The organism is Pseudomonas sp. NA-150, assembly GCF_044336365.1.
GTDB lineage: Bacteria > Pseudomonadota > Gammaproteobacteria > Pseudomonadales > Pseudomonadaceae > Aquipseudomonas.
This window is the reverse complement of the sequence record NZ_CP172305.1, coordinates 796,686-821,839: the sequence shown is the minus strand read 5'-3', so window position 1 is coordinate 821,839 and position 25,154 is coordinate 796,686. Positions and strand designations below refer to the sequence as shown.

Here is a 25,154-nt window from a genome sequence, read left to right as displayed (position 1 = left end):
AGAAGAAGACTGCACAACCCTAGCAGAGTCCTCCGCCCCACTGTAGGAGCTGGCTTGCCAGCGATCCGCTTGACGCGTGGTGTCTGACACTCCGCCATCGCGGGCATGCCCGCTCCTACAAAGGGTGGCTTTGCCCCGTGTCACACAAGCATCACCAAAGCTTAATGGTGGTGACATCGCGTCTACCTAGCCTGCGTTTGTAGCCAATGCGCATGAACAGACAGTAGACCGGCCGCATTCCCAGGCTGGCTCACGGAGACTCGCATGACCCAGATCGCCCGCACTTGCGACACCAGCGCCGAACGCCGTCTTCAAGCAGAACGCCTGATCGGTAGCCGCGCGCTGCTAGAAGCCCAGGCTTTGCGCTTCAGCGTATTCAGTGGCGAGTTCAACGCCAAGCTCAAAGGCGCTGAACTTGGCCTGGATATGGACGATTACGATGTGCACTGCTCGCACATTGGTGTACGCGACCTCAGCACCGGCCGTCTGGTGGCGACCACCCGCCTGCTGGACCACAAGGCTGCCAACACCCTGGGCCGCTTCTACAGCGAAGAAGAATTCAGCCTGCATGGCCTCAGCCATCTGAAAGGCCCGATCCTCGAACTGGGCCGCACCTGCGTCGACCCGGCTTACCGCAACGGCGGCACCATCGCCGTGTTGTGGAGCGAGCTGGCGGAGATTCTCAACGAAGGCAGCTACAGCTACCTGATGGGTTGCGCCAGCATTCCGATGCAAGACGGCGGTATCCAGGCCCACGCCATCATGCAACGTTTGCGCGAGCGTTATCTGTGCAACGAAAACCTGCGCGCCGAACCGAAAAATCCGCTGCCGGTGCTCGACCTGCCAAGCAACGTGATCTGCGAGATGCCGCCACTGCTCAAGGCTTACATGCGTTTGGGCGCGAAGATCTGCGGCGAGCCGTGCTGGGATGAAGACTTCCAGGTGGCCGATGTGTTCATCCTGCTCAAGCGCGACGACCTGTGCCCACGCTACGCTCGCCACTTCAAGGCAGCCGTGTGATGAGCCGGGTTCGCGGTTACGCGCGAGTCATCCGAGTGCTGTGGGTTATCGCCTTGGGCCTGACAATTGCTGGCGCATTCGGTTTGATGGAACGCTTTAAAATCGGCGACTCCATGGCCCGTCGGCAACGCTGGAGCCGCTGGTTCATGGCGCGCCTTACGGCTGCATTGCCGTTTCGCGTGACGGTCACCGGCGAGCTGCCGCGTGAACCAATGCTGTGGGTCAGCAACCATGTGTCATGGACTGACATCCCGCTGCTCGGCATGCTCTCGCCGCTGTCGTTCCTGTCCAAAGCCGAAGTGCGCACCTGGCCGGTGGCCGGTTGGCTGGCGTTGAAAGCCGGCACCTTGTTCATTCGTCGAGGCTCGGGCGACAGCCGTTTGATTCAGCGGCAGATGACCCAGCATTTACAGAAGCACGACGGCCTGATGATTTTCCCGGAAGGCACCACCTCCGACGGCCGCAGCCTGCGCACCTTCCACGGTCGCCTGCTGTCCAGCGCGATTGATGCCGGCGTGCCATTGCAACCGGTCGCCATTCGTTACCTGCGTGACGGCAAGCCCTGCCCTATCGCGCCGTTCATTGGCGATGACGATCTGCTGTCACACCTGCGCCGCTTGTTCGCCAACGAGCAGGGCGATGTGCACATCCAGTTGCTGAAACCGATCGTCAGCGAAAATCAGGAACGGGCGGCGTTGGCCTTTCAAGCGCAACAGGCGGTGCAACTGGCTTTGTTCGGCGAAGTCGCTCAGGTGCGGGAACCGCGTTCGGCCAGGGCGGCCTGAGCGAAGTCCTGCAGGATCGGATAGAACTCGGCAAAGTCTGCACTCAACGGCTGATACAGCGCCTGCAGCTCCTGCATGGCGCCGGCCAAACCTTCCGGCCGCGACAGGCGCCGGGAGATCCCGCCCAGCACTTGCTCCAGAATCTCGAACTCGCGGTACGACCCCAGCCAGTCATGGGCTGCCATGCGTGGCGCGATCATTGCCAGGCGCTCCGGTAACGCCGGTTCGGCCGCCAGCACGCGATAGACCTGCGCCGTAAACTCATCCAGCGGTTGTTGCGCGTACTGCGCCCAGTCCCGCGCCAGACAATGATCGAAAAACACATCCAGCACGATCCCGGCAAAACGCCGTCGTGGCGCGGGGAAACGTGCGATGGCGTCTTTGATCAGCGGGTGGGCGTCGGTGAAGGTGTCGATGCTGCGGTGTAGCTGGATGGCGGCTTCCAGTTCCGCAGGAAAGCGTCCCGGCAGCGGTCCTTTGACGAAATCGCCATACAGGCTGCCGAGCAATTGAGCCGGACGTTGACCGCCCAAATGGAGGTGTGCGAGGTAGTTCATGGCGCTGATCTTACGCCTATTCGCTGGCCGATCCTATATCGATATAACCCGATATACCGTTTTACGAGGTGGTTAGCTGATTTGTGTATTTGTATATCGCGAAATACAAATATATAGTTCGCTCCATCGCGATATACCGCTATATCGCTCTATTTCGCTTCCTTGCAGTCAACGATCTGAGAACGACATGCCTATCGACCTCGACGAAATAATAAAAGCCCTGGCCCATCCTGTGCGTCGCGAGATTCTCGTGTGGCTCAAGGATCCAACTGTTTGCTTCCCCGATCAGGACCACCCCATCGATTACGGCGTCTGCGCCGGGCAGATCGATCAACGGGCCGGACTGTCGCAATCGACCATTTCCGCGCATCTGGCGACGCTGCAACGCGCCGGATTGATCACCAGTAGAAAAGTCGGCCAGTGGCATTTCTTCAAGCGTAACGAAGAAGCCATTCAGGCGTTTCTGCAGGAAATGGCCAAGCAGCTTTAGTTTTACGCGCTCAGATTTCCCACCCCTCAAGGAGATGCCTCGTGCCTCTGTCGTTACTTATGCTGGCGCTCAGCGCCTTCGCCATCGGCACCACGGAATTCGTGATCATGGGCTTGCTGCCCAACGTCGCGGCGGACCTGGGGGTGTCGATTCCTGGCGCTGGCTGGCTGGTCACCGGTTACGCACTGGGCGTGGCCATCGGTGCGCCCTTCATGGCCATGGTCACCGCCAAATTGCCGCGCAAGGCCGCGCTGGTTGCGCTGATGGTGATCTTCATCATCGGTAACCTGCTGTGCGCCCTGGCCAGTGATTACAACGTACTGATGTTTGCCCGGATCGTTACCGCCCTGTGTCACGGCGCGTTCTTCGGTATCGGCTCGGTGGTTGCGGCGGGACTGGTTGCACCGAACCGCCGTGCTTCAGCGGTGGCAATGATGTTCACCGGCCTGACCCTGGCCAACGTCCTCGGCGTTCCGATGGGCACGGCACTGGGTCAATACGCCGGCTGGCGCTCGACCTTCTTCGCAGTAACCGTGATCGGCGTGATTTCGCTGATTGGCCTGCTGCGTTTCCTGCCGGTCAAACACGACGAAGAAAAGCTCGATATGCGTGCCGAACTGGCCGCCCTCAAAGGCGCCGGGATCTGGTTGTCGCTGAGCATGACCGTGATGTTCTCCGCCTCTGTATTCGCCCTGTTTACCTACGTCGCCCCATTGCTCGGTGAAGTCACTGGTGTCACGCCACGTGGCGTGACCTGGACCCTGCTGCTGATCGGCCTGGGTTTGACCCTTGGCAACGTCATCGGCGGCAAGCTGGCGGACCGCAACATGGCCCTGACTCTGATTGGTGCGTTCATCGTGATGGCCGTGGTGTCTACGGTGCTTACCTGGACCAGCGTTGCGCTGATCCCGACCGAAATCACCCTGTTCCTCTGGGCCACCGCCGCGTTCGCCGCCGTACCAGCCCTGCAAGTGAACGTGATGACCTTCGGCAAGGCTGCTCCAAACCTGATTTCCACCCTGAACATCGGCGCGTTCAACGTCGGTAACGCACTGGGTGCCTGGGTCGGTGGCAGCGTCATCGCCAACGGCTTCGGCCTGACTGCCGTGCCACTGGCCGCCGCCGTGCTGGCCGTGATCGCCCTGTTGCTAACCCTGATTACCTTTCGCCAGTCGGCCACCGTCGAACTGGCTGCCGCTACCAACTGATCAACTCAATTAGAGGGTTTCACCCAATGACCACTATTTTTGATCCCATTACCCTGGGCGATCTGCAACTGCCTAACCGCGTCATCATGGCTCCGTTGACCCGTTGCCGCGCTGACGAAGGCCGTGTTCCTAACGCACTGATGGCTGAGTACTACGTGCAACGGGCCACCGCCGGGCTGATCATCAGCGAAGCGACTTCGGTCACGCCGATGGGCGTTGGTTACCCGGACACCCCGGGTATCTGGTCCGACGATCAGGTTCGCGGCTGGAGCAACATCACCAAGGCCGTTCACGCTGCCGGTGGCCGCATCGTTCTGCAACTGTGGCACGTAGGCCGTGTTTCCCACACCTCGTACCTGAATGGCGAAGCACCCGTAGCACCTAGCGCTATCGCCGCTGGTGGTCATGTGAGCCTGGTTCGCCCACTGGCCGAATACCCGGTGCCGCGCGCACTGGAACTGGCAGAAATCGCTGATGTGGTCGACGCTTATCGTCAAGGCGCGGAAAACGCCAAGGCTGCCGGTTTTGATGGTGTTGAAGTGCATGGCGCCAACGGTTACCTGCTCGATCAGTTCCTGCAAACCAGCACCAACCAACGTACCGACGCCTACGGCGGCTCACTGGAAAACCGTGCACGTCTGTTGCTGGAAGTGACCGACGCAGTGGTTGAAGTCTGGGGCGCTGGCCGGGTCGGCATGCACCTCTCGCCGCGCGCTGACGCGCATGACATGGGCGACAGCAACCTGTCCGAAACTTTCACTTACGTCGCACGTGAGCTGGGCAAACGCGGTATCGCCTTCATCTGCGCCCGTGAAAAAGAAGCCGACGACAGCCTCGGCCCACAACTGAAACAAGCGTTTGGCGGCCAGTACATCGCCAACGAACGATTCACCAAAGACACTGCCAACGAATGGCTGTCGAGCGGCAAGGCTGATGCGGTGGCGTTCGGCGTGCCGTACATCGCCAACCCGGATTTGCTGGAGCGCCTGCGCGACGACGCACCGCTGAACACGCCGATTCCGGAAACCTTCTACGCCAAAGGCGCGCAGGGCTACATCGACTATCCGCGCCTGTAATCCATCGTCAGCTGAACTAAAAAAGCCCCGGCTCGCGAGAGTCGGGGCTTTTTCATGTGTGGCAAACATCAACCCCCGTAGGAGCTGGTTTTCGATTTGTCACTGCTTCGCATTAATCTGCTGTTGCAGGTTCTGCACCTGGCTTTGCAGGGTGTTGATGTTGCGAGTCATCTGGCTACGGAAGGCATCGAATTCGGCGGTGTTGGTGCCTCCGCCCTGCGCTGCAACCGGCGCCGGGCGATTGTCCTGTTCGCTTTTGAGCACCACCAGCTCTTGCTCCAGACGGTCGATGGCAATGTTGGGATTGCCCTGTTTCTTCAACACTGCCAAATCGGCGGTCAGGTTTTTCAACTGCTGATCCACTTGCGCCTGAACGGCTTGATTTGCCTGGTTCGCCTTGGCGTCAGACTGCGCGGCTTTCAACGTTGACACCTCAGTGCTCAGGCTTTTCACCTGCTCTTGCAACTGGCTGTTAGCCGCCTGCAATTGCGTGTTGGCGCCCTGCAACTGGGTGGTCTGCGCCGACATCTGGTCAAGACGCTTATCGAGGCCGGTTTGTTGACCTGCGACGCCTTCCTGCTGCTTGTCTTGATCGGCCAGTTTGCTTTCCAGCTTCTGGATCTGCAATTTCAAGGCTTCGCTGCCGGTGGTAGCCACAGATTCCGTGGCGACCACCTTGCCGGAAATATCTTGCAGACGCCCGGCCGCATCTTCACTGATCCGCGCAAAGCTTTCCTGAGTCGCCACCAGTTGCTGGCCCATCAGTGAGATTTGCTGAAAGCTCCACCAGGCCAGGCCAGCGAAGGCAATGAACAAAGCCCCGACCAACGCCCAGATTGGCCCGGTGTTGACCCGTTTTACCTTGACGCCGCGCGCAAGGGCAGCGCGTTCGCGCCCGGTACCGGCTGGAACAAAATCATCATCGTCGTCTTTGGCCGACAGAGGCGGCACATCATCGAAGTCGTCGTGAGGCTCTTTACGCATGGTTCAACCTTTAAGGGGCCACAGAATAAGGAAAAGGGAAGCAGTATAACGATTCAAGCCACCGACTAAATTGCTTCGAAATTCATTGTTGCGCCTTCCACCAGCCACAAAACTCGTCCAATGCCGTCCACAGACTGACACGCGGCTGATAGTCGAGATAATGCCTTGCGCGAGAGATATCCAACGTGAAATCTTTGCTCATCACCTGCATCCCCAGGCGTGACAGCGTCGGTTCCGGTCGCCCCGGCCACAGCAGGCACGCGCCTTCATTCAGCGCCGCCGCGCTGTAGCACAGGCCGAAGGGGCGATAGCGGGTGACTTGCGGCATGTCCATCTGCCGCATCACGTAATTCACCACATCCCACAGCGGGACCGGCGCTCCGTTGCTGATGTTGTAGGCCTTGCCCAGCGCCGAACCCGCCGCCAGCAAGCTGCTGAGAATCGCCTCGTTGAGGTTCTGCATGCTGGTGAAATCGACCTTGTTCAGGCCATTGCCAATGATCGACAGACGCTTCTTGCGCTGCATGGTCAGCAAGCGCGGGAAAATGCTGGTGTCGCCAGCACCAGTGACAAAACGCGGGCGCAAGGCGATCACTTCCAGGCCGAACTCTTCGGCGCCGAACACCTTCTGCTCCGCCAGGTACTTGGTGGCCGCGTAATGGTTGTGGAAACGTTTGGGAACCTGTTCTTCTTTGATATCGAGATGGGAACGACCGTCGAAATAAATCGACGGCGAGGACAGATGCACCAACCGACGTACCTGTTGTTTCAGGCAGCCTTCGACGATGTTTTCCGTCACCTGCACATTGCCCAACTGGAAATCCTGACGCCGCCCCCAAGTCCCCACCGCGCCGGCGCAATGCACCACGGCTTCGACGTCATGGCACAGGCGCTGCACCAGTTCCGGATCGGACAAATCACCCTGTATGAATTCCGCACCACGGCGCACCAGGTGTTCGACGCCCTCGGCCCGACGACCGTTGACGCGCACGCTCAAGCCCTGTTCGAGGGCGAAGCGCGCAAAGCGCCCGCCGATGAAGCCGCTTGCGCCGGTGACCAGAATCTTCATTTACCGCTCCGTTTACTGTGTGTTCGTTTTGTGTGGCGTGTCGCTCGAAATCAATGACGCTCATTCAACCGCCAGCGGCACCAGCCATTCGCCTGCGCGTTTGACCAGGTAATCGGTCAACTGCGTCAGCAACTGCCCGCCATTACGCCAATGATGCCAGTACAGCGGCACATCGATGGGCCGATCGGGCAGTAACTCCACCAGCAGGCCGCGCCGTATCTGCTCGCGAACCTGTAACTCCGGCACCAGCCCCCAGCCGAGCCCAGCCTCGGTCAAACGCAAAAAACCTTCGGAAGACGGGCACAAATGATGCTCGAAACCGCCCTCCACTCCCAACGAGGCCAGGTAACGATGCTGGAGGAAATCATCGGGACCGAATACCAGCGCCGGCGAACGGGCCAATTGTGCAACGCTCACGCCGCCTGCGAAGTGACGGGCGATAAAACCGGGGCTGGCCAACGCACGATAGCGCATGGCGCCCAACAGCACGCAGCGCGCCCCGGCCACCGGACGTTCCGTGCCGCAGACACAACCCGCCACTTCCCCGGCGCGCATGCGCTTGAGGCCGACGTCCTGATCTTCGACCACCAGGTCCAGCAATAGGTGCTGCTCGGCGCAAAAATCCCCCACCGCCGCCGCCCACCAGGTGGCCAGGCTGTCGGCATTGAGCGCGATACGCAGGCGTTCGGGCATGCCTTCTTCATCGAGCGCCGGCACCTGGCTTTGCAGATCCCGCTCAAGCAAACGGACCTGTTGCACGTGGTTCAACAGGCGTCGACCAATTTCCGTGGGGCTGGGCGGGGTGGCGCGAATCAACACCGGCTGGCCGATTCGCGCTTCCAGCAGTTTGATCCGTTGCGAAACCGCCGACTGGGATAACCCCAATACCTGGGCAGCGCGTTCGAAACCGGCCTGTTCGATCACGGCCGCCAACGCGGAAAGCAATTTATAGTCGAACATCAGTTTCTCTAATGAGCGATCAGTAATATTGGTTTTTCTTATACAACCAAGCATCGCACAATCGCCACACAAACTGCATCGATCAAGGAACACACCATGGCTGGCGAAACGTCTCTCGCAACCCTACTGCGCAGCATGAGCCCGGAATTGAATGACGGGGAGTACGTGTTTTGCAGCGTAGCCGACGCAAACCTGCTGCAAGGCGTCGAGGTGTTGGGCAGCTTTCGTGAGCGTGAAGGCCTGACAGTGATAGTCGAGCGCCAACAGGCTGAAGCCCTGGGACTGACCTTCGACTACGTCGCGGCCTGGATCACTTTGAACGTGCACTCCGCGCTGGAGGCGGTGGGTTTGACGGCCGCTTTCGCCACCGCCCTTGGGCAGGCGGGCATCAGTTGCAACGTGATCGCTGGCTTCTATCACGATCATTTGTTTGTCGGCAAAGATGACGCGGGTAAAGCGCTGTCGGTACTGCGGCAATTGGCTGCCAACGCTTAGAAGGAATAACCGCTCATGTGGCAAAGCTATCTTAACGGTCTGCTGGTGGCGGCGGGGCTGATCATGGCCATCGGCACGCAGAACGCGTTTGTCCTGGCGCAAGGCCTGCGTCGTGAGCACCATGTGCCGGTGGCCTTGCTGTGCATCGTGTGTGATGCGCTGTTGGTGGCCGCCGGGGTGTTTGGCCTGGCGAATCTGTTGGCGCAGAACCCTACCTTGTTAGCCGTTACCCGCTGGGGCGGCGCGGCGTTTTTGCTGTGGTATGGCAGTCAGGCGCTTCGTCGTGCGTGTTCGCGGCAGAGCTTGCAGCAGGGTGAAAACACCGGCGTGCGCTCACGGCGCGCAGTGTTGTTGAGTGCGTTGGCGGTGACCCTGCTCAACCCGCATGTGTATCTGGATACGGTGCTGTTGATCGGCTCCCTCGGCGCGCAACAAACCGTGCCCAGTGCCTACGTGGTCGGCGCCGCCAGTGCCTCGCTGCTGTGGTTCAGCGCCCTGGCAATCGGCGCCGCGTGGCTCGCCCCCTGGCTGGCCAGACCGGCCACCTGGCGACTGCTGGATCTGCTGGTGGCGGTGATGATGTTCAGTGTGGCGGTGCAGTTGATCGTGACGTGACACAATTTTCAAGGAGCTGCCGGAGGCTACGATAAGGTCAGCATGACCTTCAAAACATCCAGGTCTGGCGACCGGTACCTGGTCGATCGCAGCCTGCGGCAGTTCCTACAATGAAAGCGCGATATCAGGATCGATCTGCCAATCAATAAATACCATTACCCTCCCCACAATGCTCTGGAACCTCTATCCCACACAGTTGTTGCGTGGTTATGCCGCAGGCCCGGTGCTATGATCCAGCCCCTGCGTCGCCAAGAGTACAAACTCCCCCGACGCATGTAGATGTCTGGCCGCCCGTGATCGGCCTTGCGCTCACCGCAACTGACCTGATTAGGAGATTAACCATGGCTTTCGAATTGCCAGCGCTGCCTTACGCACACGATGCTTTGGCCCCGCACATTTCCAAAGAAACGCTGGAATATCACCACGACAAGCACCACAACACCTATGTCGTGAACCTGAACAACCTGGTGCCAGGCACCGAGTTCGAAGGCAAAACCCTGGAAGAGATCATCAAATCCTCTTCGGGCGGCATCTTCAACAACGCCGCTCAGGTCTGGAACCACACGTTCTACTGGAACTGCCTGGCGCCAAACGCTGGCGGCGCGCCTACCGGTGCTCTGGCTGACGCGATCAACTCCGCGTTCGGTTCCTTTGACAAGTTCAAAGAAGAGTTCAGCAAAACCTCGATCGGCACCTTCGGTTCCGGCTGGGGCTGGCTGGTGAAAAAGGCTGACGGTTCCCTGGCTCTGGCCAGCACCATTGGCGCCGGCAACCCGCTGACCAGCGGCGACCTGCCACTGCTGACCTGCGATGTGTGGGAACACGCTTACTACATCGACTACCGCAACCTGCGTCCGAAGTACGTCGAAGCGTTCTGGAACCTGGTCAACTGGAAATTCGTTGCAGAGCAGTTCGAAGGCAAAGCCTTTACCGCTTAAGTTTGTTAAAAGCAGCGCTCCAGACAAAAAACCCGGCAATGCCGGGTTTTTTTTCGTCTAGAGATCGTGGTTCCCCTATTGTCACCGGGCAATAGCGGACTAATATCAGTTTCTTTACGATTTTGCAGAATGGCTCTCAAGTTACACGGGTATCGGACCGACACATAAAGATAGCCTGACCCCTTTTTTTTGAAACGACTGCAGACAACGGACACGCATTACCGACACTTCGGCGGGTATGCCCCTTTGACGAGCCGCTTGTGTTTGCCAATACTCGTAGACGGTCGCACGCTCCCAGCACGGATAAGGAATACCCAATTGAAGCTGGAACTCAAAAACAGCTTGTCGGTGAAGTTGTTGCGCGTGGTGCTACTTTCCGCATTGATCGTTGGCGTGGTACTGAGTTGCGCGCAGATCGTCTTTGACGCCTACAAAACCCGAGAAGCCGTGGCCACCGATGCCGGCCGTATTCTCGACATGTTCCGCGACCCATCGACCCAGGCGGTCTATAGCCTTGACCGCGAAATGGGTATGCAGGTCATTGAGGGTCTGTTTCAGGACCATGCCGTGCGCATGGCGTCCATTGGCCATCCTGGCGAAACCATGCTCGCGGAGAAATCCCGAGAACTGCAGCCTGCCCCGACCCGCTGGCTGACCGACCTGATCCTCGGCCAGGAGCGTAGCTTCACCACCCAACTGGTCGGTCGCGGCCCCTATAGCGAATATTACGGTGACCTGCGCATCACCCTCGACACCGCTACCTATGGCGAAAGCTTCATCGTCAGTTCGGTGATCATCTTCATTTCCGGTGTACTGCGCGCGCTGGCCATGGGCCTGGTGCTGTACCTGGTCTACCACTGGCTGCTGACCAAGCCGCTGTCGAGAATCATCGAACACCTGACCCAGATCAATCCGGATCGCCCCAGCGAGCACCAACTGCCGATTCTCAAAGGTCACGAGAAGAACGAACTGGGCATCTGGGTCAATACCGCCAACCAGTTACTGGCCTCGATCGAGCGCAACACCCACCTGCGTCACGAGGCCGAGAACAGCCTGTTGCGCATGGCGCAGTACGATTTCCTCACCGGCCTGCCCAATCGTCAGCAACTGCAACAACAACTGGACAAAATCCTGGTCGACGCCGGCCGCCTGCAACGTCGGGTTGCCGTGCTGTGTGTCGGCCTGGACGACTTCAAAGGCATCAACGAGCAATTCAGCTATCAGGCTGGCGATCAGCTGCTGTTGGCGCTGGCCGACCGTCTGCGCGGTCACAGCGGCCGCCTGGGTGCCCTCGCCCGTTTGGGTGGCGATCAGTTCGCACTGGTGCAGGCTGATATCGAGCAGCCTTACGAAGCCGCCGAACTGGCGCAGAACATCCTCGACGATCTGGAAGCACCGTTCGCTCTCGAAAATCAGGAAATCCGCCTGAGGGCCACCATTGGTATCACCCTGTTCCCGGAAGATGGCGACAGCACCGAGAAGCTGCTGCAAAAAGCCGAACAGACCATGACCCTGGCCAAGTCTCGTTCGCGTAACCGCTATCAGTTCTACATCGCCAGCGTCGACAGCGAAATGCGTCGTCGTCGCGAGCTGGAAAAAGACCTGCGCGAAGCCCTGACACGCAACCAGTTGTACCTGGTCTATCAACCACAGATCAGCTATCGCGACCACCGTGTGGTCGGCGTTGAAGCGCTGATCCGCTGGCAACATCCGGAACACGGCCTGGTGCCGCCGGATTTGTTCATTCCGCTGGCGGAACAGAACGGCACGATCATCGCGATTGGCGAGTGGGTACTGGATCAGGCGTGTCGGCAGCTACGCGAATGGCACGATCAGGGTTTCAGCGACCTGCGCATGGCGGTCAACCTGTCCACCGTGCAGTTACACCACGCCGAGCTGCCGCGGGTGGTCAACAACCTGCTGCAAATCTACCGCTTGCCGCCGCGCAGCCTGGAACTGGAAGTCACCGAAACCGGCCTGATGGAAGACATCAGCACCGCCGCCCAGCATCTGCTGAGCCTGCGTCGCTCAGGCGCGCTGATCGCCATTGATGACTTCGGCACCGGCTACTCGTCATTGAGTTACCTGAAAAGCTTGCCGCTGGACAAGATCAAGATCGACAAGAGTTTCGTCCAGGACCTGATCGACGATGACGACGACGCCACCATCGTGCGCGCCATCATCCAGTTGGGTAAAAGTCTCGGCATGCAGGTCATCGCCGAAGGCGTGGAGACCGCCGAGCAAGAGGCGTACATCATTTCCGAAGGCTGTCATGAAGGCCAGGGCTACCACTACAGCAAACCACTGCCAGCCCGTGAACTGCTGGCCTACTTGAAGCAGGCCCAGCGCTCTAACGCGGCGATTCTGTAACCCGGAACGCCGCTGTTCCCTCCTCCCTGCGACATCATTGATTACATTTCGACATCTTATGTAACTAAGTTCCAGCCCACTTGCTCTTACACAGACTGCGTATCTTTCGCATCATGGCGCCCCTAATCCAGACGCAGGATTCCGTCATGATTCGTATGCCTTTGGCAACCGCCAGTCTGTTGGCCATCGCTGTCTCGCTCGCTGGCTGCGGGGAAGACAAGGACAAGGCTGCCGCCGTGCAGGCACCCGCTCCTGCCGCCGTCGTCACCGCGCCCGAAGCGCCCGGACATCTGGACGATGCAGCCGCCAAAGCGGTGGTCGCCAACTACGCCGACATGGTGTTCGCCGTGTTCAGCGATGCCGAGTCCACCGCAAAAAAACTGCGCACGGCGGTGGATCAACTGCTCGCCCACCCCGACGACAAAACCCTGAAAGCCGCCCGTGATGCCTGGGTCGCCGCCCGCGTGCCGTACATGCAGAGCGAAGTGTTCCGCTTCGGCAACAGCGTCATCGACGAATGGGAAGGCCAGGTGAATGCCTGGCCGCTGGACGAGGGACTGATCGACTACGTCGCCAACGACTATCAGTCTGCGTTGGGTAACCCGGGCGCCACGGCCAACATCATCGCCAACACGCAAATCCAGGTCGGCGAAAATAAGGTCAATGTGACTCGCATCACCGGCGAAACACTGGCCAGCCTGAACGAGCTAGGCGGCTCCGAAGCCAACGTCGCCACCGGTTACCACGCCATCGAATTCTTGCTGTGGGGCCAGGACCTGAACGGTAACGGTCCCGGCGCGGGCAACCGGCCGGCCACCGATTACGTCGAAGGCCCCGGCGCCACCGGCGGCAACAACGACCGCCGTCGCGCCTACCTCAAGGCGGTTACGGACTTGTTGGTGAGCGATCTGGAGACCATGGTCGGGCACTGGAAACCCAACGTCGCGAGCAACTACCGCGCGACCCTGGAAAACGAATCCGGCGAAAGCGGCCTGCGCAAAATGCTGTTCGGCATGGGCAGTCTGTCCCTCGGTGAACTGGCTGGCGAGCGGATGAAAGTCGCACTGGAGGCCAACTCCAGCGAAGACGAGCACGACTGCTTCAGCGACAACACCCACCACTCGCACTTCTACAACGGGCTGGGCATCCGCAACGTTTATCTGGGCGAATATACCCGGGTCGACGGGCAAAAAATCAGCGGGCCGAGCCTGTCATCGCTGGTGGCTAAAATCGATCCGGCCACCGACACCAAGCTCAAGGACGATCTGAACGACACCCAGGCCAAGCTGCAAGCCATCGTCGACCAGGCCAATAAGGGGCAACACTTCGACCAGTTGATCGCCGCCGGCAACACCGACGGCAACCTGATCGTGCGTGATGCCATTGCCTCGCTGGTGAACCAGACCGGATCGATTGAACAGGCAGCCGGCAAGCTGGGGATCACCGACCTGAATCCGGATAACGCTGAGCACAGGTTTGATTGATTGATGATGCGGTGTGCCTGACACACCGCCTTCGCCAACAATACGCATGTCCCTGTAGGCGCTGCCGGAGGCCGCGATAAGGCCGGAACGGCCTTCGCGATGCCAATTGATCGCAGCCTTCGGCAGCTCCTACAGACGATCGTGTACGCCTGTGGGAGCAGGCTTGCCTGCGAATAAAACTCACCACAACGCCCCTGCAGGAAACCTATGCTTTCGCCGCGCCACCTAACCCCCACCCTATTCTTGGCCATGGCCTTGAGTGGGTGCGATGACGCCCCGCGTTTCACCCAAGCCGAGCCCGATGAAGAACTGTCGGGCGGCCGGGCGACGGTCAGGAAGTTCGATCAAAACGCCTTCTCGATGCCGTCTGCCAACCTCTCGCCCACACGACGCCTGGACTTCAGTGTCGGCAACAGTTTCTTCCGTAACCCCTGGGTCATTGCGCCCTCGACTACCACCGCTCGCGACGGGCTGGGGCCGCTGTTCAATACCAATGCCTGCCAGAACTGCCACATCAAGGATGGTCGTGGTCACCCGCCGGAACCTAACGCCGACAATGCCGTGTCGATGCTGGTGCGGCTGTCGCTGCCCAATGATCCGGCCTACGCCAGCGTCATCGAAAAACTCGGCGTGCTCCCAGAGCCGGTGTATGGCGGGCAGTTGCAGGACATGGCGATCCCCGGCGTCGCACCGGAGGCCAAGGTCCGGGTGAGCTACCACTCAGTGCCCGTCACCTTCAACGACGGCACGCGAGTTGAACTGCGCCAGCCCACACTGCAAATCAGTCAGCTCGGCTATGGCCCGATGCATCCGCAGACCCGTTTCTCTGCCCGCGTTGCACCGCCAATGATCGGCCTCGGCTTGCTCGAGGCCATTCCCGAGGCGGCGATTCTGGCCAATGCCGATCCCGACGATAAAAACCGCGACGGCATCTCGGGTCGCGCCAACCGGGTCTGGGATGACACCCAGCAAAAGACCGTGCTCGGACGCTTCGGCTGGAAAGCCGGGCAACCGAGCCTTGAACAGCAAAATGCTCACGCCTTTGCTGGCGACATGGGCCTGACCAGCCGCCTCAAACCCACGGATGACTGCACCGCCAGCCAGACTGACTGCCTTCAGGCCGCCAATGGCAACGGCGTCGACGGCGAGTTGGAGGTCAGCGACAACATCCAGCGTCTGGTGCTGTTTTACAGCCGCAATCTCGGTGTGCCGGCCCGACGGAATGTCGCCGACTCGCAGGTGCTGGCCGGGAAAAATCTGTTCTACAAGGCCGGCTGCCAGCAATGCCATACCCCGCAGTTCACCACAGCGGCTGACGCAGCTGAGCCGGAACTGGCGAATCAAGTCATTCGCCCCTACAGCGACCTGCTACTGCACGACATGGGCGAAGGCCTGGCGGACCACCGCAGCGAGTTCCAGGCTTCTGGAAACGAGTGGCGCACGCCACCGCTGTGGGGCATCGGCCTGATCGGGCAGGTCAACGGCCACAGCCAATTCCTGCATGACGGACGCGCGCGCAATTTGCTGGAGGCGGTGCTCTGGCACGGCGGTGAAGCACAGGCCGCACAACAACAGGTGCTGGCCTTCACCGGCGAACAGCGCGACGCGTTATTGGCGTTTCTGAATTCCCTTTAATGTAAAAGCTCACAGGAGCCGGACATGTTCCGCCCCAAACTGTTACTCAGCAGCCTGACCGCCCTCGCCGCCCTGGCCACGGCGGCCTGCTCGCCACAGGATCCACAGGCCGTGACCTCGGCGGCCATTGCCAAGCAGGTGATCTTGCCGTCCTACAGTCGCTGGGTGGAAGCCGACCGTCAGCTGTCGATCAGCGCCTTGGCGTTCTGCCAGGGCACAGCCACGCTGGACACCGCCCGCGCCGACTTCCTGTATGCGCAAAAAGCCTGGGCCGAATTGCAGCCATTGTTGATCGGCCCGTTGGCGGAGGGTAATCGGGCCTGGCAGGTGCAGTTCTGGCCGGACAAGAAGAATCTGGTGGGGCGCCAGGTCGAGCAACTGCTGAGCGCGCAACCGCAGGTCGATGCCAGCGCATTGGCCAACGCCAGCGTGGTGGTTCAGGGGTTATCGGCCTACGAATACATCCTCTACGACACCAGTATCGACATGGCCAATGCCGAGCAAAAATCCCGTTATTGCCCGCTGTTGATGGCCATTGGCGAACGTCAGAAAGGCTTGGCCGAACAGATCCTCACCACGTGGAACAGCAGTGACGGCATGCTCGCGCAACTGAGCCAGTTTCCTAACCAGCGCTACGCCGATTCCCACGAAGCCATAGCCGAGTTGCTGCGAGTACAAGTGACCGCGCTCGACAGCTTGAAAAAGAAACTCGGCACGCCGCTGGGCCGCCAGACCAAGGGCGTACCACAACCGTTCCAGGCAGAGTCCTGGCGCAGCAAGTCGTCGTTGAACAGTCTCGAAGCCAGCCTGATCAGCGCGCAAAACGTCTGGACCGGGGTCGACAACCATGGCCTGCGCGGATTGCTGTCGAGCGAGCAAAAACCACTGGCCGAAAAAATCGACGCCGCCTACGCAAAAAGTCGTGCCCTGCTCGCAGCCTTACAACCACCGCTGACCGACTTGCTTGCCAGCGAAACCGGACGCCAACAGCTCAACGCCTTCTACGACAGCCTCAACGAGGTCCATCGCTTGCACGGCAATGACCTGGCCAAGGCGCTGGGGATTGCCCTGGGCTTCAACGCAAACGATGGTGATTGATATGTTGCGACGTCAGGCTTTGGGCCTGGGTGGCCTGCTGCTCAGCGCGCTGACCTTGGGCGGCTGGTCGCTGTTTCGCCAGAAAGACGCCAGCCCCTTACTGTTGTCGGCACGCGACGACAGCGACGGGCAGCATTACGCCGTGGGTTATCGGCTGGATGGCACGCAAGCCTTTGCGACTCGCGTAGGCCAGCGCTGCCACGATGTGGTCAACCACCCGCACCTGCCGCTGGCGCTGTTCGTCGCCCGCCGGCCGGGTACTGAAAGTTACTGGCTCGACCTGCGCGACGGCCGCTTGCTGCAAACCCTGACCTCGCAGCCAAACCGGCATTTCTATGGGCACGCGGTGATCCATGGCAGCGGCGAATGGCTGTACGCCACCGAGAATGACACGACCGACCCGGGCGCGGCGTGCTGGGCGTCTATCGCCTCGTCAACGAACGCCTGGAGCATAGCGGTGAACTTTCCACCCATGGTGTCGGCCCGCATCAGGTGTCGTGGATGCCCGACGGTGAAACCCTGGTGGTGGCCAACGGCGGCATTCGCACCGAGGCTGAAAGCCGGGTGGAGATGAACCTCGACGCCATGCAAGCGAGTCTGGTGTTGATGCGCCGTGACGGCAGCCTGCTGAGCCACGAAACCCTGCGTCAGCCAATGAACAGTATTCGCCACCTGGCCATCGCCAGCGACGGCACGATTGTCACTGGTCAACAGTTCATGGGCGATGCCCACGAGCCTGCTGAATTATTAGCCATTAAACGTCCGGGCGAGTTACTCGTCTCTTTCCCGTTGGCTGACCACCAACGCCAGGCCATGAACCATTACACCGCCAGCGTCGCCGTTCATAACGATTTGCGTTTGGTCGCCTTGACGGCTCCGCGCGGCAATCGTTTTTTCATCTGGGATCTGGACACCGGCAACCTTTGGCTGGACGCGCCGCTGCCCGATTGCGCCGGCGTAGGTGCGGTGGCCGATGGGTTTGTGGTGACGTCGGGCCAAGGCCGTTGCCGATTCTATGACTGCCGCAAACAAGCACTGCAGGCAACGCCGATGGACCTGCCCATGGGCCTTTGGGATAACCATTTACACCTGGTTTGATGCAGCGCCGCCACAGCAGGCCTATCCTGCGTCAGCGAACCTGCAGTCGTAAGCAACGTTGCCCATTGGCAACACCGGGCCGAGGATTCAACCGACCCGGCGGATTCAACTGTCTTTCCAAGGAAACGGGATATGCTGCGTCGCCGCATGCTGATTATGTTGGGTGTTGTACTACTGGTGGTACTGAGTCTGGGCGGCTACAAGGCCTTCACCATTTACCGGCAGATTCAGGTTTTCACCAAACCCAAACCACCCGTGAGTGTCGGCGTGGCGACGGCCACCGAACAACCCTGGCAAAGCTTGCTGCCTGCGATTGGCAGCCTCAAGGCCCTGCAAGGGGTGGACTTGAGCCTTGAGGTGGCGGGTACGGTCAAAGCCTTGCAGTTCGAATCCGGGCAGAAGGTCAAGGCCGGCCAAGTGCTGCTGCAACTGGACAACGACGTCGAGAAGGCCCTGCTCGGGACAGCCGAGGCTGATCTGGGCCTGGCGCAAATCGAACATGGCCGTGGCAGCCAATTAGTGGACAGCCGGGCGATATCCCGTGGCGATTTCGACCGCATGGCGGCGCAACTGAAAAAGGCCAGCGCCACCGTGGCGCAATTGAACGCCTCGCTCGCGAAGAAACGCATCCTCGCGCCCTTTAGCGGCACCATCGGCATTCGTCAGGTGGACGTCGGCGATTACCTGCCCAGCGGCACCATGATCGCCACCTTGCAAGACATCAGCAGCCTGTACGTCGACTTCTATGTGCCGGAACAGGCGCTGCCGAAACTGGCGCTCGGGCAGGTGGTTCAAGTCACTCTCGCCGCCTATCCCACGCAAACCTTCGAAGCAAAAATCAGCGCGATCAACCCGAAAGTCGAAGACGCCACGCGCAATGTGCTGATCCGCGCCACGCTGCCCAACCCGGACAGCACCTTGCTGCCGGGCATGTTCGCAAACCTGCAAGTGCTGTTGCCCGGCGCGAGCACCCGTGTCCTGGTTCCAGAAAGCGCGATCTCTTACACGCTGTACGGCAACTCGGTGTACGTCGTGGAGCCGAAGAAAGACGCCGACGGCAAGCCGGAAAAAGACGACAAGGGCGAACCGGTCATGACCGCCAACCGGCGCTTCGTCGGCACCGGCGAACGGCGCAATGGTCTCGCGGTAATCACTAAAGGGCTGCACGCGGGTGAGCAGGTGGTCAGCGCTGGCCAGCTCAAACTGAATGCCGGCGCCAACGTTGCGATCAGTGTCGACAAGACCCTGCAAGCCGATCAGAACAGTCCGCCGCGCGTCGACTGATCAAGGAAATATTCATGGCTTTTACCGATCCGTTCATCCGTCGCCCGGTGCTGGCCACCGTGGTCAGTCTGTTGATTGTGCTCCTGGGTTTCCAGGCGTTCAGCAAGCTGTCGATCCGCGAATACCCGAAACTGGAAAACGCCCTGATTACCGTCAGCACCGCCTATCCCGGCGCCAACGCGGAAACCATTCAGGGCTACATTACGCAACCGTTGCAACAAAGCCTGGCCAGCGCCGAGGGCATCGATTACATGACCTCGGTCAGCAGCCAGAACGTCTCGCTGATCTCGATCTATGCGCGCATCGGTTCGGACAGCGACCGCCTGTTCACCGAATTATTGGCCAAGGCCAACTCCGTCAAGAACCAGCTACCGAAGGACGCCGAGGATCCGGTGCTGAGCAAGGAAGCCGCCGACGCCTCGGCCCTGATGTACATCAGCTTCTACAGCGCCGAGTTGAACAACCCGCAGATCACCGATTACTTGTCGCGGGTGATTCAACCCAAGCTTGCAACTCTGCCGGGTATGGCCTCGGCGGATATCCTCGGTAACCAGGTGTTCGCCATGCGCTTGTGGCTGGACCCGGTGCGCCTCGCCGGTTTCGGCCTGACCGCCAGCGACGTCACCGATGCCGTGCGCCACTACAACTTCCTGTCGGCGGCCGGTGAGGTCAAAGGCGAGTACGTGGTCACCAGCATCAACGCCGCCACCGAACTGAAATCGGCCGAAGCCTTTGCCGCTATCCCGCTGAAAGTCTCGGGCGACAGCAGGGTGCTGTTGGGTGACGTGGCGCGGGTGGAAATGGGCGCAGAGAACTACAACACCCTCAGTTCGTTCGACGGCACGCCGTCGGTGTACATCGGCATCAAGGGCACACCCAGCGCCAACCCGCTGGACGTGATCAAGGAGGTGCGCAAGATCCTGCCGGAACTGGAGCGCCAGTTGCCGCCCAACCTGAAGGTCTCCGTGGCCTATGACGCCACGCTATTCATTCAAGCGTCGATTCGTGAGGTGGTGAAGACCCTGATTGAAGCGGTGTTGATCGTTATCGTGGTGGTGTTCCTGTTCCTCGGCGCCCTACGTTCGGTGCTGATCCCGGTGATCACCATTCCGCTGTCGATGATTGGCGTGCTGTTCTTCATGCAGTTGATGGGCTACTCGATCAACTTGCTGACCTTGCTGGCGATGGTGTTGGCCATCGGCCTGGTGGTGGATGACGCGATTGTGGTGGTGGAGAACATCCACCGGCATATCGAAAAAGGTAAAACGCCGTTTGAGGCTGCTCTGGACGGCGCCAGGGAAATCGCTATGCCGGTGGTATCGATGACCATCACCCTGGCGGCGGTCTACGCGCCCATCGGCTTTCTCGAAGGCCTGACCGGTGCTCTGTTCAAGGAGTTCGCCCTGACCCTCGCCGGGGCCGTGGTGATTTCCGGGATTGTCGCCCTGACGCTGTCGCCGATGATGTGCGCCCTGCTCCTGCGTCACGACCCCAACCCCAGCGGCCTGGCGCATAAGCTGGATGAGCTGTTCAATCGGCTCAAGTCTCGCTACCAGCGCATCCTGCACGGCACTCTGAACACTCGCCCGGTGGTGCTGGTGTTCACCTTGATCGTGCTGTGCCTGATCCCGGTACTGCTCAAGTTCACCAAGTCGGAACTGGCACCGAACGAAGACCAGGGCATCATTTTCATGCTGGCCACCGCGCCGCAGACGGTGAACCTCAACTATGTGAATGCCTACACCGACGACTTCATCAAACTGTTCAAGGAGTTCCCGGAGTACTACTCGTCGTTCCAGATCAATGGATTTAACGGCGTGCAATCCGGGGTCGGCGGTTTCTTGCTCAAGCCCTGGAATGAGCGCAAACGCACGCAAATGGAGATCCTGCCCGAGGTCCAGGCCAGGCTGTCGAGCATTCCAGGTTTGCAGATCTTCGGTTTCAACCTGCCGTCGCTGCCGGGTACCGGCCAAGGGCTGCCGCTCCAGTTCGTGATCAACACGCCGAACGATTACGCGTCGCTGCTGCAAGTGGTCGACCGGATAAAAAAACGCGCGCTGGACTCCGGCAAGTTTGCCTTCCTTGACGTAGACCTGGCCTTCGACCGCCCTGAAGTCATCGTCGACATCGACCGGGCCAAGGCCGCGCAGATGGGCGTCTCGATGCAGGATCTGGGCAGCACGCTGGCGACCTTGCTGGGCGAGGCAGAGATCAACCGGTTCACCATCGAAGGCCGCAGTTACAAGGTCATCGCTCAGGTCGAACGGCCGTATCGAGATAACCCAGAGTGGCTGAACAATTACTATGTGAAAAACAGCAAAGGCAAACTGCTGCCGCTGTCGACGCTCATCACGGTTAGCGATCGCGCCAAACCCCGTGCGCTAAACCAGTTCCAACAGCTGAACTCAGCGATTATCTCGGGCTTCCCCACCGTGAGCATGGGCGAGGCCATCGACACCATTCGCCAGATCACAGACGAAGAAGCCCCGCCCGGCTACGCCTATGATTATGCCGGCGGCTCGCGGCAGTTCATTCAGGAAGGCAACGCCCTGTGGGTGACTTTCGGCCTGGCGCTGGCGATCATCTTCCTGGTGCTGGCCGCGCAGTTCGAAAGCTTCCGCGATGCCCTCGTCATTCTGGTGACGGTGCCTCTGTCGATCTGTGGCGCCTTGATCCCGCTGTTCCTCGGCTGGTCGACCATGAACATCTACACCCAGGTCGGTTTGGTGACCTTGATCGGGTTGATCAGCAAGCACGGAATCCTGATCGTCGAGTTCGCTAACCAATTGCGTCACGAAAAGGGGTTGAGTGCGCGGGAAGCGGTGGAACAAGCGGCTTCGATTCGCCTGCGTCCGGTGTTGATGACCACCGCGGCGATGGTGTTCGGCATGGTGCCGTTGATCCTGGCCACAGGTGCCGGCGCGGTCAGCCGCTTCGACATCGGCACAGTGATCGCGACCGGGATGTCGGTGGGCACCTTGTTCACCCTGTTTGTGTTGCCATGCGTGTATACGCTGTTGGCGAAGCCGGAGAAGAAGGCAGCGGTATCTGTACAGGGTGCATAGATAACTTGTTGGCGAGCCGTTTGACCCGGTGTGTCAGGCACACCGTCTCGCGAACAAGTTCGCGCCTACACAAGATTGCAACCCTGAAGACAAAGGCCCCGTAAACGGGGCCTTTGTTTTTTCGCGTTGATTCATTGCCGGAAACCGAACATGAACAACAGCAAATCATGGTCGGGTCTGGCGGTTACCTCAACCTTGGCGACACGCGGCAACGGGCAATGCCCCGCCCCCGCTTGTGCGCTCAATATCTGCGTTCCCGGTTGCTCCCACACGGTAAGAGCCAAGGATGCAATCCCCAACGCCCCTACCAGAAACAAACCTCGCGCTATTTCGAGTTTCATTACCGTAAGCCTTTGATGGCGCTGCCGAACGCCTTCTCGTAAACGTAGACCAGTTTCTGCTGATCTGCGGCACTGAACGACGAGTGGCGGCGCGATTGTGTCATGTTGTGATGGGTGGCCTGACGAGCCCAAAGGCGGCCTCGGAATTGCTCCAAATCAAGCAGCGCCTCCTCAATTCTGGCCTCTGCACCTCGCCCGCGACCCTCACGAATACGTGCTTGATGTATCGATAACTGTGCTGACAACGCCCCAAGTGCACAGTGTCAATGGGTGCTCTGCGTCACCGACGTGATGTAATAAGCGCATACAAAACACTCTCTACTGCATTATCGGGCAAGTCGATAGCAAACGCCGATGTTTGCAAAACCTTTACTCGGGCAACTACTGCAGGCGGTTGCAGCTGAGTAGAAGTCTCTAAAATCGCAGGGAATTTGTCCGCATCGAAAAGAGTTTTACCTTAGGCAGGAAACCATCATCGCCAGGTCATATGCATGTGAAAATTTTGTATTGGAGTTAATCAAGTGTAACTAGGTTTTTCGAAGTATCCGAAGTAACTAATAGCACTCAGCTACTAATCTATTACTTCAAATCCACTTGAAAACGGCAGCCATTGGGCTCCATGGTACTCAGGCTCACGCGCCAGCCTTCGTTTTCACAAATACGCTGAACCAGTGAAAGCCCCAGGCCCAAACCTTCACCACGCTGCTCATTCCCGCGCACGAACGGCTGGAACATGGCTTCGCGCTTTTCTTCAGGAATGCCGACGCCGCTGTCTTCAACCACGAAGCCGCTGTTTTCAAGGGTCAGACGAATAAAACCTCTGTCTGTGTAATGCAGTGCGTTACGCAGCAGGTTCCCCATCACCGCCAGCAGGAAGGTGGTGTTATAGAAGTCGCCGGAAGTCGCCGCTGGCTCGAAGATCAACCGCAGCCCCTTGCGTTCGATGGGCTCGCGCCACAGCGAGGTCAATTGCTCGGCCACCGCGCCCAGAGAAATCTTCGAGGCGTTGGCATCCTCACGCTGAGTACGCGCCAACATCAGGAAGGTCTGCACCAGGTCGCGCATTTCTTCACAGGCCCTGGCGATACGCTCCACCTGGGCACGCGCGGATTGATCGAGGCCAGTGTTTTCCAGCAGCAACTCACAGGAGCTGGCGAGCACCATCAACGGTGTACGCAGTTCATGGCTGACGTCACTGGTGAACAGCCGCTCACGGGTCAGGGCTTGGCGCAGACGGCCCAGCGTCGCATCGAACGCCACGGCCAATTCACCCACCTCATCGGCGGCATAATCCGGTGCCAACGGCGGCGCCAGCCCCAGCAATTGATCGCGGTGACGCACCTGCCGAGCCAATCGGACCACCGGTGCCATCACCCGACGCGCAAGGATCCAGCCGAGGAACACCGCCAACGCCAGCGCCAGCACGAAGCCCACCAGCACCACGGCGAACAGCACCCGTTCACGCTCTTCAAAATCGCTTTGATCCTGCAACAGCACATAACGCCGGCCGTCAACGATCTCGACCATCGCGTGATACGAGATATCGCCACGGAAAACTTCATGAAACCCTGAATCAAGGCTGCGCAAGTCTTTCGGCAGCGCAAAGTCGCCACGACCGTTGCTGAAGTAAAACAGTTGATCCGGTTCGGGACGATGATTCCAGTCACTCACGCTGTCCATCAGCAGCAAGCGATTCAGGTCTCCCCCCAACCCGGCGGAAATCAGTTTTTCTTCTACCAGATGGACCGTCGCCACGATCCCGAGGGCGAACGACCCGGCGACCAACGCACTCATCAGCGCAAACGCAATAATAATCCGCTGCGCAAGGCTTTGCTTAAACTCCATCACGGCCCTCGGCCAGGCGATAACCCACACCATGCACTGTTTGCAACAGTGGCTTGGCGAAGGGCTTATCGATCACCTGACGCAATTGGTGCACGTGGCTGCGCAGACTGTCGCTGTCCGGGCAATCATCGCCCCACAACGCCTCTTCAAGAATCTCGCGACGCAGGACATGCGGGCTCTTCTGCATGAGCACCGCCAGCAGCTTTAGGCCTACCGGGTTGAGCTTGAGCAAACGCCCGTCGCGACTGACCTCCAGGGTATCTAGGTCGTAGATCAGATCCGCCACCTGCAATGTCCGCCGCCCGCCGCCCTGGGCACGGCGCAACACGGCTTCAATACGTGCAGCCAGTTCGGACAAGGCAAACGGCTTGAGCAGGTAGTCATCGGCACCGGAGCGGAAGCCTTGCAGGCGGTCATCCAGTTGATCCCGCGCCGTTAGCATGATCACCGGCGTATCGCGGCGTGCATCCTCGCGCAGGCGCTTACAGAGGGTATAGCCATCAATACCCGGCAACATGATGTCGAGTACGATCAAATCGTAATGTTCGGTGGCCGCCAGATGCAGACCGGAAAGACCATCCTGCGCGCAGTCGACGGTATAGCCTTTCAAACCCAGGTAATCCGCCAGGTTGGCCAGGATGTCGCGATTGTCTTCCACCAGCAGGATTCGCATGGAGCACTCTCTCCGTATCAGTAATGACCTTTGAAGCTGGCGCAGCTTAAGGCGTCGAGACGCG

At 59.7% G+C, this 25,154-nt stretch carries 21 protein-coding genes and 3 pseudogenes; 15 read left to right on the top strand and 9 right to left on the bottom strand.

Features of this window, described 5'->3' with window-relative positions; genetic code table 11:
• Positions 1–264 precede the first annotated feature (264 nt).
• Positions 265–1,020: an L-ornithine N(alpha)-acyltransferase gene (olsB, locus tag ACF0H7_RS03985; protein WP_397451501.1), complete on the top strand. Its 756-nt coding sequence runs from the start codon at positions 265–267 to the stop codon at positions 1,018–1,020.
• Positions 1,020–1,805 (top strand): lysophospholipid acyltransferase family protein, encoded by a 786-nt coding sequence (locus ACF0H7_RS03980; RefSeq protein WP_397451500.1) that lies wholly within the window; start codon positions 1,020–1,022, stop codon positions 1,803–1,805. Before olsB ends, ACF0H7_RS03980 begins: the two co-directional genes overlap by 1 nt.
• Here the strand turns inward: ACF0H7_RS03980 and ACF0H7_RS03975 are convergent.
• Positions 1,769–2,362, bottom strand: a complete 594-nt coding sequence (locus ACF0H7_RS03975) for an ACP phosphodiesterase (RefSeq protein ID WP_397451499.1) — start codon at positions 2,360–2,362, stop codon at positions 1,769–1,771. The two genes, ACF0H7_RS03980 and ACF0H7_RS03975, sit on opposite strands and share 37 nt — an antisense overlap.
• A gap of 187 nt (positions 2,363–2,549) precedes the next feature.
• Here ACF0H7_RS03975 and ACF0H7_RS03970 point away from each other — a divergent pair, with 187 nt between their 5' ends.
• From ACF0H7_RS03970 to ACF0H7_RS03960, 3 genes are read left to right on the top strand one after another with little or no spacing between them, the layout of a single operon-like run.
• Positions 2,550–2,852 (top strand): ArsR/SmtB family transcription factor, encoded by a 303-nt coding sequence (locus tag ACF0H7_RS03970; protein ID WP_397451498.1) that lies wholly within the window; start codon positions 2,550–2,552, stop codon positions 2,850–2,852.
• A 41-nt stretch (positions 2,853–2,893) separates the two neighbouring features.
• Positions 2,894–4,060 (top strand): MFS transporter, encoded by a 1,167-nt coding sequence (locus ACF0H7_RS03965; RefSeq protein WP_397451497.1) that lies wholly within the window; start codon positions 2,894–2,896, stop codon positions 4,058–4,060.
• A gap of 26 nt (positions 4,061–4,086) precedes the next feature.
• A complete protein-coding gene (locus tag ACF0H7_RS03960; protein ID WP_397451496.1) occupies positions 4,087–5,136 on the top strand; it encodes an alkene reductase in 1,050 nt (349 codons plus the stop codon).
• Positions 5,137–5,235: 99 nt separating this feature from the next.
• Here ACF0H7_RS03960 and ACF0H7_RS03955 read toward each other — a convergent pair whose 3' ends face one another.
• From ACF0H7_RS03955 to ACF0H7_RS03945, 3 genes are all read right to left on the bottom strand, one after another.
• A complete protein-coding gene (locus tag ACF0H7_RS03955) occupies positions 5,236–6,120 on the bottom strand; it encodes an ATPase (protein WP_397451495.1) in 885 nt (294 codons plus the stop codon).
• Between the two features lie 82 nt (positions 6,121–6,202).
• Positions 6,203–7,189 (bottom strand): NAD-dependent epimerase/dehydratase family protein, encoded by a 987-nt coding sequence (locus ACF0H7_RS03950; RefSeq protein WP_397451494.1) that lies wholly within the window; start codon positions 7,187–7,189, stop codon positions 6,203–6,205.
• Between the two features lie 60 nt (positions 7,190–7,249).
• The gene (locus tag ACF0H7_RS03945; protein ID WP_397451493.1) at positions 7,250–8,149 is read right to left on the bottom strand and encodes a LysR family transcriptional regulator ArgP; all 900 of its coding nucleotides are present in this window, start codon (positions 8,147–8,149) and stop codon (positions 7,250–7,252) included.
• Between the two features lie 96 nt (positions 8,150–8,245).
• Between ACF0H7_RS03945 and ACF0H7_RS03940 the strand changes: the two genes are divergently transcribed.
• From ACF0H7_RS03940 to ACF0H7_RS03895, 10 genes and pseudogenes are all read left to right on the top strand, one after another.
• Entirely contained in the window at positions 8,246–8,644 is a 399-nt protein-coding gene (locus ACF0H7_RS03940) for an ACT domain-containing protein (protein ID WP_397451492.1), read from the top strand.
• 15 nt (positions 8,645–8,659) lie between these two features.
• Positions 8,660–9,259, top strand: a complete 600-nt coding sequence (locus ACF0H7_RS03935; RefSeq protein WP_397451491.1) for a LysE/ArgO family amino acid transporter — start codon at positions 8,660–8,662, stop codon at positions 9,257–9,259.
• 341 nt (positions 9,260–9,600) lie between these two features.
• A complete protein-coding gene (locus ACF0H7_RS03930; RefSeq protein WP_397451490.1) occupies positions 9,601–10,197 on the top strand; it encodes a superoxide dismutase in 597 nt (198 codons plus the stop codon).
• A gap of 318 nt (positions 10,198–10,515) precedes the next feature.
• Positions 10,516–12,567, top strand: coding sequence for a putative bifunctional diguanylate cyclase/phosphodiesterase (locus ACF0H7_RS03925; protein WP_397451489.1), 2,052 nt, complete (start codon positions 10,516–10,518; stop codon positions 12,565–12,567).
• Positions 12,568–12,713: 146 nt separating this feature from the next.
• Positions 12,714–14,051, top strand: a complete 1,338-nt coding sequence (locus tag ACF0H7_RS03920) for an imelysin family protein (protein WP_397451488.1) — start codon at positions 12,714–12,716, stop codon at positions 14,049–14,051.
• A gap of 207 nt (positions 14,052–14,258) precedes the next feature.
• Positions 14,259–15,686 (top strand): di-heme oxidoredictase family protein, encoded by a 1,428-nt coding sequence (locus ACF0H7_RS03915; RefSeq protein WP_397451487.1) that lies wholly within the window; start codon positions 14,259–14,261, stop codon positions 15,684–15,686.
• Between the two features lie 24 nt (positions 15,687–15,710).
• Positions 15,711–16,784 (top strand): imelysin family protein, encoded by a 1,074-nt coding sequence (locus tag ACF0H7_RS03910; RefSeq protein ID WP_397451486.1) that lies wholly within the window; start codon positions 15,711–15,713, stop codon positions 16,782–16,784.
• 1 nt (position 16,785) lies between these two features.
• A pseudogene (locus ACF0H7_RS03905) lies at positions 16,786–17,882 on the top strand (DUF1513 domain-containing protein).
• A gap of 132 nt (positions 17,883–18,014) precedes the next feature.
• Positions 18,015–19,166 (top strand): efflux RND transporter periplasmic adaptor subunit, encoded by a 1,152-nt coding sequence (locus tag ACF0H7_RS03900; protein WP_397451485.1) that lies wholly within the window; start codon positions 18,015–18,017, stop codon positions 19,164–19,166.
• 14 nt (positions 19,167–19,180) lie between these two features.
• A complete protein-coding gene (locus tag ACF0H7_RS03895) occupies positions 19,181–22,231 on the top strand; it encodes a multidrug efflux RND transporter permease subunit (RefSeq protein ID WP_397451484.1) in 3,051 nt (1,016 codons plus the stop codon).
• A gap of 131 nt (positions 22,232–22,362) precedes the next feature.
• Here the strand turns inward: ACF0H7_RS03895 and ACF0H7_RS03890 are convergent, their stop codons facing one another.
• From ACF0H7_RS03890 to colR, 5 genes and pseudogenes are all read right to left on the bottom strand, one after another.
• Positions 22,363–22,572, bottom strand: a complete 210-nt coding sequence (locus ACF0H7_RS03890; protein ID WP_397451483.1) for a hypothetical protein — start codon at positions 22,570–22,572, stop codon at positions 22,363–22,365.
• Positions 22,572–22,846, bottom strand: a pseudogene (locus ACF0H7_RS03885) (lipopolysaccharide kinase InaA family protein); the annotation flags it as partial. The pseudogene ACF0H7_RS03885 and the gene ACF0H7_RS03890, both read right to left, overlap by 1 nt.
• A pseudogene (locus ACF0H7_RS03880) lies at positions 22,831–22,978 on the bottom strand (SAM-dependent methyltransferase); the annotation flags it as partial. The pseudogenes ACF0H7_RS03880 and ACF0H7_RS03885, both read right to left, overlap by 16 nt.
• 173 nt (positions 22,979–23,151) lie before the next feature.
• Entirely contained in the window at positions 23,152–24,417 is a 1,266-nt protein-coding gene (locus ACF0H7_RS03875; protein ID WP_397451482.1) for a sensor histidine kinase, read from the bottom strand.
• The gene (gene colR, locus ACF0H7_RS03870) at positions 24,407–25,090 is read right to left on the bottom strand and encodes a two-component system response regulator ColR (protein ID WP_397451481.1); all 684 of its coding nucleotides are present in this window, start codon (positions 25,088–25,090) and stop codon (positions 24,407–24,409) included. Before colR ends, ACF0H7_RS03875 begins: the two co-directional genes overlap by 11 nt.
• Between the last annotated feature and the right edge of the window lie 64 nt (positions 25,091–25,154).

Excerpts from the sequence above, each read along its gene's own strand:
- olsB (WP_397451501.1), top strand. The coding sequence starts at position 265 with ATGACCCAGATCGCCCGCACTTGCGACACCAGCGCCGAACGCCGTCTT.
- ACF0H7_RS03980 (WP_397451500.1), top strand. The coding sequence starts at position 1,020 with ATGAGCCGGGTTCGCGGTTACGCGCGAGTCATCCGAGTGCTGTGGGTT.
- ACF0H7_RS03975 (WP_397451499.1), bottom strand. The coding sequence starts at position 2,362 with ATGAACTACCTCGCACACCTCCATTTGGGCGGTCAACGTCCGGCTCAA.
- ACF0H7_RS03970 (WP_397451498.1), top strand. The coding sequence starts at position 2,550 with ATGCCTATCGACCTCGACGAAATAATAAAAGCCCTGGCCCATCCTGTG.
- ACF0H7_RS03960 (WP_397451496.1), top strand. The coding sequence starts at position 4,087 with ATGACCACTATTTTTGATCCCATTACCCTGGGCGATCTGCAACTGCCT.
- ACF0H7_RS03955 (WP_397451495.1), bottom strand. The coding sequence starts at position 6,120 with ATGCGTAAAGAGCCTCACGACGACTTCGATGATGTGCCGCCTCTGTCG.
- ACF0H7_RS03950 (WP_397451494.1), bottom strand. The coding sequence starts at position 7,189 with ATGAAGATTCTGGTCACCGGCGCAAGCGGCTTCATCGGCGGGCGCTTT.
- ACF0H7_RS03945 (WP_397451493.1), bottom strand. The coding sequence starts at position 8,149 with ATGTTCGACTATAAATTGCTTTCCGCGTTGGCGGCCGTGATCGAACAG.
- ACF0H7_RS03940 (WP_397451492.1), top strand. The coding sequence starts at position 8,246 with ATGGCTGGCGAAACGTCTCTCGCAACCCTACTGCGCAGCATGAGCCCG.
- ACF0H7_RS03935 (WP_397451491.1), top strand. The coding sequence starts at position 8,660 with ATGTGGCAAAGCTATCTTAACGGTCTGCTGGTGGCGGCGGGGCTGATC.
- ACF0H7_RS03930 (WP_397451490.1), top strand. The coding sequence starts at position 9,601 with ATGGCTTTCGAATTGCCAGCGCTGCCTTACGCACACGATGCTTTGGCC.
- ACF0H7_RS03920 (WP_397451488.1), top strand. The coding sequence starts at position 12,714 with ATGATTCGTATGCCTTTGGCAACCGCCAGTCTGTTGGCCATCGCTGTC.
- ACF0H7_RS03915 (WP_397451487.1), top strand. The coding sequence starts at position 14,259 with ATGCTTTCGCCGCGCCACCTAACCCCCACCCTATTCTTGGCCATGGCC.
- ACF0H7_RS03910 (WP_397451486.1), top strand. The coding sequence starts at position 15,711 with ATGTTCCGCCCCAAACTGTTACTCAGCAGCCTGACCGCCCTCGCCGCC.
- ACF0H7_RS03900 (WP_397451485.1), top strand. The coding sequence starts at position 18,015 with ATGCTGCGTCGCCGCATGCTGATTATGTTGGGTGTTGTACTACTGGTG.
- ACF0H7_RS03895 (WP_397451484.1), top strand. The coding sequence starts at position 19,181 with ATGGCTTTTACCGATCCGTTCATCCGTCGCCCGGTGCTGGCCACCGTG.
- ACF0H7_RS03890 (WP_397451483.1), bottom strand. The coding sequence starts at position 22,572 with ATGAAACTCGAAATAGCGCGAGGTTTGTTTCTGGTAGGGGCGTTGGGG.
- ACF0H7_RS03875 (WP_397451482.1), bottom strand. The coding sequence starts at position 24,417 with ATGGAGTTTAAGCAAAGCCTTGCGCAGCGGATTATTATTGCGTTTGCG.
- colR (WP_397451481.1), bottom strand. The coding sequence starts at position 25,090 with ATGCGAATCCTGCTGGTGGAAGACAATCGCGACATCCTGGCCAACCTG.